The 13,084-nt window shown below is 63.2% G+C and carries 12 protein-coding genes; 11 read left to right on the top strand and 1 reads right to left on the bottom strand.

Annotation, left to right across the window (positions count from 1 at the left end; all coding sequences use genetic code 11):
- The coding region (locus KBC96_06405; GenBank protein ID MBP6964020.1) for a tetratricopeptide repeat protein at positions 1–1,598 on the bottom strand (1,598 nt) is incomplete at its 3' end.
- A gap of 1,221 nt (positions 1,599–2,819) precedes the next feature.
- Between KBC96_06405 and KBC96_06400 the strand changes: the two genes are divergently transcribed.
- The 11 genes from KBC96_06400 (at position 2,820) to KBC96_06350 (ending at position 13,082) form a co-directional block, all read left to right on the top strand.
- The gene (locus KBC96_06400) at positions 2,820–3,326 is read left to right on the top strand and encodes a PEP-CTERM sorting domain-containing protein (GenBank protein MBP6964019.1); all 507 of its coding nucleotides are present in this window, start codon (positions 2,820–2,822) and stop codon (positions 3,324–3,326) included.
- 335 nt (positions 3,327–3,661) lie between these two features.
- The gene (gene aroA, locus KBC96_06395) at positions 3,662–4,945 is read left to right on the top strand and encodes a 3-phosphoshikimate 1-carboxyvinyltransferase (protein ID MBP6964018.1); all 1,284 of its coding nucleotides are present in this window, start codon (positions 3,662–3,664) and stop codon (positions 4,943–4,945) included.
- A 25-nt stretch (positions 4,946–4,970) separates the two neighbouring features.
- The gene (aroC, locus tag KBC96_06390) at positions 4,971–6,098 is read left to right on the top strand and encodes a chorismate synthase (protein ID MBP6964017.1); all 1,128 of its coding nucleotides are present in this window, start codon (positions 4,971–4,973) and stop codon (positions 6,096–6,098) included.
- A 9-nt stretch (positions 6,099–6,107) separates the two neighbouring features.
- On the top strand, positions 6,108–6,689 hold the full coding sequence (locus KBC96_06385) for a flavodoxin family protein (protein ID MBP6964016.1): 582 nt from the start codon (positions 6,108–6,110) through the stop codon (positions 6,687–6,689).
- Positions 6,686–8,002: a phenylacetate--CoA ligase gene (locus KBC96_06380; GenBank protein MBP6964015.1), complete on the top strand. Its 1,317-nt coding sequence runs from the start codon at positions 6,686–6,688 to the stop codon at positions 8,000–8,002. Before KBC96_06385 ends, KBC96_06380 begins: the two co-directional genes overlap by 4 nt.
- Positions 8,003–8,147: 145 nt before the next feature.
- Positions 8,148–8,564: a hypothetical protein gene (locus tag KBC96_06375; protein MBP6964014.1), complete on the top strand. Its 417-nt coding sequence runs from the start codon at positions 8,148–8,150 to the stop codon at positions 8,562–8,564.
- 178 nt (positions 8,565–8,742) lie between these two features.
- Positions 8,743–9,282: a hypothetical protein gene (locus KBC96_06370; GenBank protein MBP6964013.1), complete on the top strand. Its 540-nt coding sequence runs from the start codon at positions 8,743–8,745 to the stop codon at positions 9,280–9,282.
- Between the two features lie 71 nt (positions 9,283–9,353).
- Positions 9,354–10,457: a 3-dehydroquinate synthase gene (aroB, locus tag KBC96_06365; protein MBP6964012.1), complete on the top strand. Its 1,104-nt coding sequence runs from the start codon at positions 9,354–9,356 to the stop codon at positions 10,455–10,457.
- Positions 10,458–10,485: 28 nt separating this feature from the next.
- Positions 10,486–10,725: a hypothetical protein gene (locus tag KBC96_06360; GenBank protein ID MBP6964011.1), complete on the top strand. Its 240-nt coding sequence runs from the start codon at positions 10,486–10,488 to the stop codon at positions 10,723–10,725.
- Positions 10,726–10,731: 6 nt separating this feature from the next.
- Positions 10,732–12,435, top strand: a complete 1,704-nt coding sequence (locus tag KBC96_06355; protein ID MBP6964010.1) for a protein kinase — start codon at positions 10,732–10,734, stop codon at positions 12,433–12,435.
- On the top strand, positions 12,432–13,082 hold the full coding sequence (locus tag KBC96_06350; protein ID MBP6964009.1) for a ribulose-phosphate 3-epimerase: 651 nt from the start codon (positions 12,432–12,434) through the stop codon (positions 13,080–13,082). Before KBC96_06355 ends, KBC96_06350 begins: the two co-directional genes overlap by 4 nt.
- The last annotated feature ends 2 nt before the right edge of the window (positions 13,083–13,084 follow it).

Below are 13,084 nucleotides of genomic sequence, written 5' to 3'. Positions count from 1 at the left end.
TTGTAATGCGCTACGGGGTCATTCGGATTTGCCTCCAGTGCCTTCTCGTACTCAGCGGCGGCTGCGTCTTCGTCGCCCTGCTCCACCATGACGTTCGCCGCGGCGACCTTGGCGTCGGTATAGTTCGGGTCAATCCGAAGCGCCTCCCGGAACTGCAGTACGGCCTCATCAGGCCTTCCGGTCTCTTTCAGGGCGTTGCCGAGGTTGAAGTATGCGCGCACGTAAGTCGGATCGGCATCGAGAGCCTTTCCGTACTGCTCGATCGCCTTGTCATACTCCCCCTTCTCCGCCAGCGCCAGCCCGTAGTTGCTGTGCGCGAGGGCGCTGCCGGGAGCGACCTCGACCACGCGCCTGAACAGCGTGTAGTCGCTCTCCCAGTGCCGAACCTGCGCGGACGTGACTGCGGCAAGCGCGAGCAGGACGGCCGCGGAGACCACCGCAAGGCCGCGAGCCACCGGAGGCTGTACGGGCGCCGCACCGCCGGGCCGCGCCAGAAGGTCCGGCACGCCCCAGGCAACCACGATCCCCAGCCCGATCATCGGGATGTACATGTACCTGTCGGCCATCGCCTGCTCGCCGACCTGCACGAGGCCTATCACCGGGATGAGCGAGACGACGTACCAGAGCCAGCCGACGATCAGGTACGGCCTCGACCTCGCGAGGCGGACCGCGAGCAAGGTCACCGCCGCCAGGAGCAGCGCGGCGGCGATCACGCTGAGCGCCGGCACTCCTTCCTTCGGATACGGATAGTACGCGGCGAGACCCGCCGGGTAGAGAGTCTTCCAGATGTACGCAACATACGATGTCAGGGCGTTGGCGGCACGCAGGCCGAACGGGAACTTGTCCAACCGGGCCACGGCCTCGCCGCTCCGCTGGGCTAGATAGGTTATCACCCCGGACGCGATACTGAGCGCGAACAGAGGCAGCTTCTCGATGAGGAGGGGCATGGGGCCGAGGCTCGAGACGCGCCGGAGCGGCCAGCAGTCGAGCATCAGCAGGAGAATCGGGAGAGACACCAGCATCGGTTTGGACATCAGGCCCAGCGCGAAGGCGAGGGTCACGAGCGCGTATCGGCCGAGACCAGGGCGATCGGCGTAACCGACGTACGCCCACATCGCGGCGAGCATGAAGAACGCGCTCAGGACATCCTTCCGCTCGGAGAGCCACGCGACGGACTCCACGTGCAGGGGATGCAGGGCGAACAGGGCCGCCACGAACGCGCTCCTCCACAGACTGCCGGTCATCCGCCTGAGCACGACGAGGAGCAGGACCGAGTTCACGATGTGAAAGAGGAGATTGACGGCGTGGTGGCCGGCGGCACGGTCGCCGAAGACCCGGTAGTCGAGCATCGAGGAGAGCCATGTGAGCGGATGCCAGTTCGCGCCGTAGAAAGCCCTGAGGGCCCATTTCACGGACTCGAACCCCAGGCCGTTCCGCACGTGGGCGTTCCGAACAAGATAGAAGGCGTCATCGAAGACGAAGCCGGCGCGGAACACGTACCGATACGATGCAAGCGTGACCAGGACCAGCGCCGCGCCCACGAGGAGCGGGGCATATCGGCGCAGGCGGCCTTCGGTCGTCGCTGTTGTTTCCTGCATACCGGTGGAGACCCTCCCGTTCACGGAGAAACGCTGTTGCAGTATAGCATGATTGCGCCGAAATGCGCGAGATGCGAAGTGGAACGCCGTGGATCCGCGCTGAGTGAGCCCCTCGATATGTCCGCGGGAGCGGACTACTCGGGGAGGTCGGTTGGTCTGCCTGCGAAGACAACCCCGATCAGAGTGGGTCAGCCCCTCGATGTGTCCGCGGGAGCGGACTACTCGGGGGGGTCGGTTGGTCTGCCTGCGAAGACAACCCCGATCAGAGTGGGTCAGCGTCTCGATATGCCACGGAAGCGGCTACTCGAGGAGAACGGCCCGGGGGGTCCGCGACGAGGCGGCCCGACTGACATCGAGATACCGGCATCCCACCGATGCGCCACCGAGACCGGGCGGAACCTGGTATTTTTGCCGGTTTTTCGCCGGAGGTCTTGACAGAAAGGGGGGTCGGGTGTATGATTCGTATTGTAAGTGGTACATCTGACGCAAGTGCACCAATTACAAGCAAGCTCAGCCGATCGGCTCACGCCGGGGGAGACGCGACACCAAAGCGCGCAGTGCTGAGCAGGTCCGACGGACAGCCTCTGAAAGGGATCGGGTCCCGGGCGCCGTCCGGGTTGCATCACTGGAGCAGAGAGCCTTAGAACTCCCTAGAAGTTCGAGACGAGATTGGCTCAGACCCCCTGTGAGACCGTACCGGAACGGTTCCAAAACCCGAGAACCCCTGATGAGAGGCGACTTCCGAAGTGACGAGGAAGCGCCATCCACAGAGGAAAGGAGAGAAAGATGAAGAAAGTACTGCTCCTGGCGGCAATATTCATTGTCGCCACAGTACCGGCATGGTCCGCGTACACGTACAACTGGTCCACGGGCTTCGAAGCCAACCAGGGTTACACCCCCGGGCCTCTGGCCCCGACGCCGGTTCACACCCCCGGCCAGCAGGGCTGGCAGCTCGCAGACAACCCCTACTACACCGACGAGGTGCCGGTGGACGTAGTCGCCGGCGCGGGCATCGGCGGTTCGCAGGCGGTCGTTGAGCGAGGCGGCACCGGCAGCCTCCACAACGCCGCCATCAAGAACATGCAGTACATGAACAGCGGCGGCAAGACCTACAGGCAGGGCTACATCAAGTGCTGGGTATATGACCCCGGCTTCGCGCTGAACGCCACCGAGGCCCGAGTAGGCATCTACGGCGCTGCGGGTGAGAACAACATCGGCAAGATGGCCACCGCCCAGATTCAGGACGCCTCCAGCCGCGACCCGAACTACTGGTACGCGCAGTGGAGCTACAGCGTCGGCAAGATGGACGGCGTGACCGCCGTCGCGGGCGGCGCGGGCTTCACGTTCACCCAAGGCCCGGCAGCCCCGCGCGTGTGGGATGCATGGAGCTACGTGCTGATCACCTGGACGTTCAACTACACCGTTCCGAGCGACCCGAACAGCGGCGGAACCGGCGTTATCCAGTGGCGCGTCAACCAGTCGAGCACCTCCCCGAACCTGACGCTGAACTTCGACAGCACTACTGCCCGCTGGGCGAACTTCCACGAGGCGGCGGGGATCTTCCTGGGCACCGGCATGACCACTGTGTACAACAACCCGGTGAACGGGAAGACGGCCGCGTTCGACAACCTCGAGTTCCACGCGAACGTGATTCCTGAGCCCGGCAGCCTTCTGGCTCTCGGCACCGGTCTGATCGGACTCGCGGGTCTGATCCGACGCAGGAAGTAAGTCAGGCAGTACCGGGAAACCGGTAATAATGGAACATGCAGACCGCCGGGTCCTCGGACCCGGCGGTTTTTTTGCTCGGTTGCCGAGTGTCCCGCCCGGCCAATTCGCGTTCTGTACGTGGAGTCGCCACCGTCTCTCGATATGCCCTGAGGGCTACTCAAGACTGGACGGGCTCAGGGGCTGGGGAGCCAGGCATGCGCGCCAGACGACCTCATCGAGCAGCCGCTCCGGCGAAACGCACCCCGTCCGACCGATTCTTTGACAAGGGTCCCCCTTTCGGCTATAATGCCGTACCCGAACGGCGACGTCCCGCTCGGTGGTATGAGGACTGAATCGTGATCATCTCGGTCGGAAGATCGAAGCTCTCAGGCTCGGCGCTGATGCCGGCCTCCAAGTCGCACACGATACGCGCGGTCGTGGTCGGCTCGCTCGCGGGCGGCACGAGCACGATCCGAAACCCGCTCGAGGCCGCGGACCCGCTCGCCTCGGCGAGCGTCTGCGGGAAGCTCGGGGCCGAGATCGAGCGGGACGGCGACTGGACGGTTCGAGGCGTAGGCGGACGGCCAATCGCGCCCGGCGACGTACTCGACACGGGCAACTCCGGCACGACGCTCTATCTCACGATGGGGACGGCGGCCCTGGCGGACGGGTACTCGGTATTCACCGGGGACGAGCAGATACGGAACCGACCCGCAGGCCCGCTCCTGGAGGCGCTCTCAGGACTGGGCGTCGAGGCGTTCTCGACGCGAGGGAACGGCATGCCGCCGCTCGTCATCAGGGGACCGATGAGGGGCGGGAGAATCGAGCTCGACGGGAGCAAGACCTCGCAGTACCTGAGCGCGCTCCTGCTCAACTGCCCGCTGTCTCAGGGCGACACGGAGATTCGCGTACACGACCCCTGCGAACTGCCGTTTATCGAGATGACGCTCGGCTGGCTTGACGGGCAGGAGATCAGGTACGAGCGCGACGGGTTCGAGCAGTTCGGGATACCCGGCGGACAGTGCTACTCAGCCTTCGACAAGCAGATTCCCGGCGACTTCTCGTCGGCGGCGTTCTTCCTCTGCGCGGCAGCGGTCACCGGCTCGGAGATGACGCTCCTCGGCCTCGACATGAACGATTCGCAGGGCGACAAGGCGATAGTGGAGATGTTGGGAGCGATGGGCGCGAGGATCGAGGCGCTTCCTGAGGGAATACGCATCACGGGAGGGAAGCTCTCCGGGGGGGAGTTCGACCTTTCGGGAACCCCGGACGCGCTCCCGGCGATGGCGGCTGCGGCGTGCTTCGCTGACGGCGAGACGCGGCTGGTGAACGTCGCTCAGGCGAGGCTGAAGGAGACCGACCGCATCAGCGTGATGGCGCACGAACTGTCGAAGATGGGCGCGCGGGTCGAGGAGCGCCCGGACGGGCTCGTCATCCAGGGCGGCGGGATGTATGCGGCGGAGGTCCACGGGCACTCGGACCACCGCGTCGTGATGGCGCTGGCGGTCGCGGGTATGGGGTGCGACGGGACGACTGAGGTTGACACCGCCGAGGCGGTCTCGATCACCTTCCCGAACTTCGTGGAGTTGATGCAGGCCGCGGGAGCAAACATAGGACAGAAACAGGACCTGCGGGGCTGATGGGACCTATGAGGGAGGATAGCACTTGCTAGGAAACACATTCGGAAGGCTGTTCAGAGTGACCGCATGCGGCGAGTCGTACGGCGACGCGCTGGTCTGCATAGTGGACGGCGTGCCCGCGGGCATGGAACTGACCGACGCCGAGATACAGAAGGAACTGGACCGAAGGCGGCCCGGGCAGACTCCGCTCGATTCGCCCAGGAAGGAAACCGACCAGGTACACATCTGCGCGGGGCTGCTCGAAGGCAAGACAACCGGCGCTCCGGTCGGCATGATCATCTACAACGTTGATCGGCACGACATCCACGTCCAGCAGTACCGCGACGTGAAGGACCTGATCCGTCCGGGCCACGCGGAGTACACGCACTTCATCAAGTACGGCGAGTTCAACGACTGGTGCGGCGCGGGCCGAGCGAGCGGGCGCGAGACGTGTATGCGCGTAGCGGCCGGCGCTCTCGCGAAGAAGATCCTCGCGACCGAGGGCATCCGGGTGGTCGGCTACACGAAGGCCTGCATGGGCATCGAGGCGACGAACATACCCCCGTTCGAGAAGCTCGAGGAAGAGGCGCGGAAGAACCACATCATCTGCCCGGACCAAGAGGCCGCCGAGAAGATGATCGCCCGTGTGATGGAGATCAAGGACGAGGGTGAGACGGCGGGCGGGGTCGTAGAGATAATCGCCCGCGGGGTTCCGGCGGGTCTCGGCGAGCCGGTATTCGACAAGCTGAACGCCTGCCTCGCCCACGCGCTGATGAGCATCGGCGCGGTGAAGGGCCTCGAGTTCGGCGCGGGGTTCAAGGTCGGCGAGATGAAGGGCTCCGAGTGCAACGACTTCCCGTACCTGGACGACGAAGGCAAGGTCCGCTTCAAGACGAACAACTCGGGCGGATTCCTTGGCGGCATATCGAACGGTGAGGACCTGGTGATGCGAATGGCCGTGAAGCCGACGCCGACGGTGTCGGTCGCTCAGCCCTCGATTGACATGGAAAAGATGGAAGAGGCGCCGCTGGGCGCGATCACCCGGCGCGACCCAACCCTGCTGTCAAGGATCATCCCGGTCGCGGAGTCTATGGTGGCGATGACGCTCGTCGATCACCTGATGATGTGGCGCGGCTACGACAGTCTGCAGAAGTTCGAGCACAAGTGGAAGTAGGAGCCGAGGATGAAGGTTCTAGCGGTCAACGGAAGTGCAAGGAAGGATGGGAATACCGCCATCCTGATCCGGACGGCGTTCAAGGAACTCGAGGCGGAAGGCATCGAGACGGAGATGATGCAGCTTGCGGGCAAGCGCATCCACGGCTGCGCGGCCTGCTACAAGTGCTTCGAGAACCTCGATAAGCAGTGCGCGTTCAAGGACGACCTCAACCCGGTGATCGAGAAGATGGCGCAGGCCGACGGGATCATCCTGGCGTCCCCAACGTGTTTCTCCGACGTGACCGCCGAGATGAAGGCCCTCATCGACCGAGCAGGGTTCGTCGGCCGCGCGAACGAGGGCATGTTCCGGCGGAAGGTCGGCGCGGCGGTGGTGGCGGTCCGCCGCGCAGGTGCAATGCACACGTTCGACACACTCAACCACTTCTTCTTCATCCAGGAGATGATCGTGCCGGGGTCGAGCTACTGGAACATCGGCATCGGGCGTGAGGCCGGCGCGGTCGAATCCGACGAGGAGGGCCTGAGGACGATGACCACCCTCGGCCGGAACATGGCGTGGGTGCTCAAGAAGCTTCATCAGGTAACAGCATGACAAAAGCGGAACAGCTAGACGACAGAATCGGCGGGCGGTTCGAGCGGATGTCGCGCGATGAACTGACCGCGTGGCAGATCGGGGCGCTTAAGCAGAGCGTCGCACAGGCATCGAGATCGCCGTGGTACTCTGCGAAGTTCAAGGAAGTCGGCATCGAGCCGGGCGACATCAAGTCGCTGGAAGACGTCTCGAAGCTGCCGTTGACCAGCAAGGACGACCTGAGGCTCAGCTACCCGACGGGGATGCTCACCGTCAACGCGGACGACATCATCCGCATGCACACCTCGAGCGGCACGACCGGCAAGCCGACCGCGATCTTCCACACTCGGGAGGACGTGGACTGCTGGGCCGAGTTGATGGCCCGATCGCTCCACATCGCAGGCGCTCGCCCGCACGACGTCTTCCAGAACATGAGCGGCTACGGGCTCTTTACCGGCGGGCTGGGACTCCACTACGGAGCCGAGCGGCTCGGGATGTGGACCATACCGGCGGGCGCGGGGAATACGGCTCGTCAGATTCTGCTCATACGCGACTTCCATGTGACCGTTATCCACGCCACTCCGAGCTACGCGATGCACGTCGCAGAGCGGATGGTACAGGAGGGCGACGATCCCCGATCGCTCGGCATCAAGATCGCGGCGCTCGGGGCCGAGCCCTACACTGAAGAGATGCGCCTCAAGCTGCAGGACCTCTACGGCTTCAAGGCATTCAACAGTTACGGGCTCAGCGAGATGAACGGCCCGGGCGTGGCGTTCGAGTGCGTGCAGCAGAACGGCATGCACGTCTGGGAGGATGCGTACCTCGTCGAGATCATCAACCCGGACACGCTCCAGCCGGTCAAGCCCGGCGAGGTCGGCGAACTGGTGATGACCACCCTCCGCCGGACCGGGATGCCGATCATCCGCTACCGCACGCGCGACCTGACGCACATTCTGGACGGCCAGTGCCCCTGCGGATGCGCCCACGCGCGGATGGCAAGGATGGTAGGCCGATCTGACGACATGCTGATCATCCGAGGCGTGAACGTCTTTCCGAGCCAGATCGAAGAAGTTTTGATGCGGCACAAGTGGCTCGGCGGGAACTACGTCATCCACCTGAGCCAGAAGGAATCGCTAGACCAGATGACGGTGAAGGTTGAGATCGGCAAGGCGGAGTTCGACGGCTCCATCGAGCGGCTGCGAGACCTGCGGACGGAACTCGGCAGGCAACTCAGGGAGCAGGTGGGGTTCACGGTGAACATCGAGATCATCGAGCCGGGCGGCCTGCCCGCGAGCGAGGGCAAGGCTAAGCGCGTGATTGACGAGAGAGATTGACAGGAGTAGGCCACACTTCGATACGTCCTGTCATTCGCCAGGACTACTCAGTGCTGACGGTGTGGATTGCCCGGGAGACGGGACCCGCTAGTTCTGAGCAGCGCAGCATATCGAAGAACGGTCTGACATGTAATAGGAGATCGCCATGTATAACGAGGTCAGAGTCTTCCTTGAGAACAAGCCCGGCAAGCTGTCACGGGTGGCCGAACTGCTCGGTGACGCGGGAGTTGACATCCTGGCGCTGGAGCTTGCCGACGAGGGGCAGTTCGGGGTGCTGAAGATCCTGACGGCCGAGCCTGTCCGCGCGAAGGACATTCTCTCGGGCGCGGGGATCGCCGCCGCGCTGAGCCCGGTGGCATGCATCGAGATCCCGGACAGGCCGGGCGCGCTCGTAACGCTATCGAAGGCGATCGAGAAGGCACAGTTGAACGTCACCGACGCCTATGGGTGTATCCTGGAACGCGGGAAGCGGGCGGCGTTCGTCGTCAAGGGAGAGAACCTCGACGGGATCGAGGCGGCGGCCTGGGACGCGGGACTGAAGCCGCTCGACCGATTGGAGTGAGCGGTTTCGAGGAGTAACGGAGTATTGGAGCGATGGAGTGGTGGGGGGTTCTGCCACTCCATTTTCTCAATGACGGCGTGAGGGATTCAGGCGTGGACGAGAACATTCTGAGAGCACTTGGGGTGAACAGGAATGAGTACATCAGGGATAAGCATCAGACGAGGAGGTCAATGCGGACATGTGTGTGCAGGACGTGTTGGACTCGGACGCCGGATATGAGGTGTTCCAGAGCGTACTGCGAGCGCTAACCTTACCAGACGACTTGGAGATTGAGTACTTCATCGACTGGAATCCACCAGGGCGCCACTTCTACGCATGCGCCATGTCAAAGGCTGCATGGCATTTCCCATCGAACGGGGGTGACTTGCCGACCTTCATACACATCGAGCCCCAGTTTCAGCGAGCGGTCCCGGGAAGGACAGCCACCTTTCGGGTGTACCTGCATTGGGAGATAGACCCGTATGAGACCCAGGCTCAGGCCGGGGGCCACTATTCCCCAGGCCTCATAGAGCGCTATCAGCAACGAAGACGGAATCTGCAAGCACACATGAGGCGTTACTACGCGGACCTGCTGGCACTGGGGGGCGCGTGGAACGGCGTTGGCAGCAAGAAGATCGAGATTGGCAGGATGACGGTTGAGAGACTGCGCGAGGAGTTGCAGCCCGTGGTGGCAGAGATCTCAGCGGCAGTGGATGACTATTTGGAGAATCACGGGTAGAGAGGCATGCTAGACGCCAGCCGTGGAGCAGGCTCTTATGTCGGCTTTCGAGTACGATCAGGAGTACTGGTATGAGCACGAGCGTTGTTCGAGTTGGGCTTGGTGAGCGGAGTTACGACGTGCACGTCGGCGCGGGGGTGCTGGAGGCATCCGGCGAGCTGATCGCCGGGGTGACGAAGGCGCGAGCGGCTGCGATCGTGACCAATCCCCGGATCGGGAAGCTCTATGCCGCGCGCGTCGTGAAGAGCCTGGAAGAGTCAGGCATCACCGCGCACGTCATCACCGTCCCGGCAGGCGAGCGGTACAAGACACTGAATACCGTGCGAGGCGTCTACGAGAAGATGCTCGACCACCGCATTGACCGGACCGGCATGGTGATCGGGCTAGGCGGCGGGGTGGTCGGCGACTTGGCCGGCTTCGTCGCGGCGACGTACCTGCGCGGCGTGGACTTCGTGCAGATGCCGACCTCGCTCCTCGCCCAGGTAGATGCGAGCGTCGGCGGGAAGGTCGGCGTGGACCTTCCGAGGGGCAAGAACCTCGTCGGCGCGTTCTACCAGCCCAAGATCGTGCTTGCTGACACCGGAACGCTTCGGACGCTTCCCAAGGTGCAGTTCGGCTCGGGTTTGGCCGAGGTCATCAAACATGGTATAATCCTCGACGGCGAGTATTACGCTTATCTGGAGCGAAACCTGCCCGCCGTGATGCGCCTCGAAGAAGGGCCGCTGGCGCACGTAGTCCGGCGGTCTGTCGAACTCAAAGCGTCGGTCGTCACGCGCGATGAGCGGGAGTCAGGCCTTCGCGCGGTCCTGAACTACGGGCACACAGTCGGCCATGCGATCGAGTCGCTCACGGGGTACAAGACGTTGCTCCACGGCGAGGCGGTGGCGATCGGGATGGTAACGGCGGCGCTGATATCGCATCAGATAGGGATAGCGGATCAGTCGCTCGCCCTGCGGATCGCGGACCTGCTGGTCCGGGCGAGACTGCCGTACAGGCCCCCCACCAATGTTACTCCGGAAGCTGTCGTCGAGGCGATGAAGCTCGACAAGAAGATAGCGCACGGGAAGCTGCGGTTCGTGCTCGCAAAAGAGATCGGCTCGGCGTTCGTCTCGGACGATGTGACGCCCGCGGTGATTGTGCGGGCGCTGGGGATGCAGGTGAAGCTGCAAGTCTGACCGGTCTGACCCGGAACGAGTACCAAACATGCGCAAACTGGGTGAACTGGCAAGCGAAATCGTGGGGTCGGTCTGGCTCGTGATCGTGGCCGTGCAGTTCCTGGACAGGTACTTCGGCACCAGGAGCCTGGATCTCACGTATACATACTGGGCGATGCTCATCATCCTCGCGGGGCTGTCCTGCGGGCGGATGGTGAGTCGCCTCGGAAGAAGAAAGCCGAGTACGAGTACGAGCAGGGGTACGAGTACGAACCAGGCACAGGAGTAGGGGTCTTTGACAGGCACTGTGCTCAAGCACCGCTATGAGGTTCAAGAAAAGATCGGGGACGGCAGCCTTTTCACGGTCTACAGGGCCGACGACAAGATTGACAGCCGAACGGTAGCCGTCAAAGCACTTCTTGCCCAGCATGCCTCCAACCGCATGTTCGCGGAACGGATGCTGGTCGAGGCGCAGGCGATGGTCGGCCTCTCCCACCCCGGCATTGCGGCGGTCTACGATTGCGGCGAGGAGGACGGCTCGTACTTCGTCGTCACGGAATACGTCGAGGGCGTAGACCTCAAGGAGCGAATCCATCGAAGCGCCCCGTTCACCCTCGCAACCGCAGTTGACTTCGGCATCGCCATCTGCGACGCGCTCGATTTCGCGCACAGACGGGGTTTCGTCCACGGCGATCTGAGACCGCGAAACATCATCGTCACACCGGAAGGCTATGTCAAGCTGACGGACTTCTGGGTCGGCAGCGCCGTCAGCGCCTCCCAATCCGTCCGCACGACGGCGATGATGAGATCGGTACACTACATGGCCCCGGAGGTCGCCGAGGGGGTCGCCGCGACGGCGCAGTCGGACCTATACTCTCTCGGGATCATCATGTACGAACTGCTGACCGGGAACGTGCCGTACGATGCGGACACCCCGATCGCAATCGCGATAAAGCACGGCAGGGACCCGATACCCTCCATCAGGGCGGGCAACCCCGGAGTCCCGAAGGCATTCGAGGCCCTGATCACCCGCGCCCTGCAGAAAGAACCGGGAGGCAGGTTTCGATCTGCCAAGGCGATGCTCAACGATCTGAGATCGGTCCGCGAGGGCCTCGACCTGCCCGGCACTACGACGTGGTCGCCTCCGACGAAGACCAGGATGCTCGAACCGATTCTCGAGGACGACCCGGAGATGGACGATTCCGAGCCGGCGGTGCTCTCGATGATTCTCAGGACGCTCGCCATCACTGTGACGATCATAGGGGTCATAGCCGCCGCAGTGATAGCATTCGTGTGGATGAACCCGGGGGAGACACAGGTTCCGGAGATCGTCGGCAAGGACATAACGACGGCCCGGCAGATGGCGGCCGAGAGCAAGGTCAGGCTGTTAGTAAAGGCCGAAGAGTTCAACGAGAAGTACGCGGAGGGCTTCGTCTACTTCTCGAACCCGGCACCAGGGCGAACGATTAAAGCCGGCAAGACGGTTGACGTATGGGTCAGCAGGGGATCGAAGTACGCGCGCGTGCCGAGGCTGACCACCCTGCCCGAGGAGACCGCGAGGAAGCGCCTGATGGACGCGAACCTTACGGCGGGCAACGTCACGCAGGAATACAGCGACTCCGTCGAGGCCGGCAACGTCATCAAGCAGTCATCCGAGCCGGGCACGCGACTCATGCGGAACGATCCGGTTGATCTGGTGATAAGCCTCGGACCCAAACCAACGGAAGAGGATTTCTCGCTGTCCGAGGACACATCGTCGGGCGGAAGCACGGAGATTCCGGCAAAGCCGCGTTACTTCGACGTGGCTTTCCAAGTCCCTTCCGGGCGAGAGAACCAGATGATCCAGATCACGGTCGTGGACGATTACGGGGAGAACGTGGTCTACTCGGAGATCGCGCATCCCGGCGACGTCATCGAACAGACCGTTCCCGGCATCGGGAAGAAGGTCTCGATCCGCATCTACATAGACGACAAGCTTATCAAGGAGCTGAAGAAATGAAGTCGAAGATCGCTCCGTCGCTCCTGTCGGCCGATTTTGCCAATCTGGAACGCGATGTGCGCGCGGCGGCAGATGCCGGTGCGGACTGCCTGCACCTCGACGTGATGGACGGCCGGTTCGTTCCGAACATCACATTCGGGCCGCTTGTGGTCCACAGCATCAGGGACAAGACCGACCTGCGATTCGACGGCCACCTGATGATCGAGCGCCCGGAGGAGATCCTCGAGGATTTCGTCAAGGCCGGATGCGACTCGATCACCGTTCACGTCGAGACGTGCCCGCATATTCACCGAACGATCCAGCAGATCAAGGAGACCGGCGCGCTTGCGGGGGTCTCGTTGAACCCGGCCACGCCGCTCTGCACGATAGAGAACGTGATCGAGGACATTGACCTGCTGCTCATCATGACGGTGAACCCGGGGTTCGGCGGGCAGGAGTTCATCCCGGCGATGTACGCCAAGATCGCAGAAGCGAGGAAGATGGCGCCCGAACTCGACATCTACGTTGACGGCGGAGTGAACCTCGACACGTGCGCGCGGATAGTCGCCGCCGGAGCGAACGTGCTCGTCGCAGGATCGTTCGTCTTCGATAACGTAGGCGGCCTCAAGAGTGCGATCGAGTCCCTCAGGGCCGCTTGCGCGGGGTGATG

The sequence above is a fragment of the Armatimonadota bacterium genome (assembly GCA_017993055.1).
Lineage (GTDB): Bacteria > Armatimonadota > UBA5829 > DTJY01 > DTJY01 > JAGONM01.
The sequence above is the reverse complement of the archived record's forward strand: the minus strand, read 5'-3'. Positions and strand labels throughout refer to the sequence as shown.

Coding starts and splice junctions, on each gene's coding strand:
- KBC96_06400 (MBP6964019.1), top strand. CDS start 2,820: ATGGCCACCGCCCAGATTCAGGACGCCTCCAGCCGCGACCCGAACTAC.
- KBC96_06385 (MBP6964016.1), top strand. CDS start 6,108: ATGAAGGTTCTAGCGGTCAACGGAAGTGCAAGGAAGGATGGGAATACC.
- KBC96_06380 (MBP6964015.1), top strand. CDS start 6,686: ATGACAAAAGCGGAACAGCTAGACGACAGAATCGGCGGGCGGTTCGAG.
- KBC96_06375 (MBP6964014.1), top strand. CDS start 8,148: ATGTATAACGAGGTCAGAGTCTTCCTTGAGAACAAGCCCGGCAAGCTG.
- KBC96_06370 (MBP6964013.1), top strand. CDS start 8,743: ATGTGTGTGCAGGACGTGTTGGACTCGGACGCCGGATATGAGGTGTTC.
- aroB (MBP6964012.1), top strand. CDS start 9,354: ATGAGCACGAGCGTTGTTCGAGTTGGGCTTGGTGAGCGGAGTTACGAC.
- KBC96_06360 (MBP6964011.1), top strand. CDS start 10,486: ATGCGCAAACTGGGTGAACTGGCAAGCGAAATCGTGGGGTCGGTCTGG.
- KBC96_06350 (MBP6964009.1), top strand. CDS start 12,432: ATGAAGTCGAAGATCGCTCCGTCGCTCCTGTCGGCCGATTTTGCCAAT.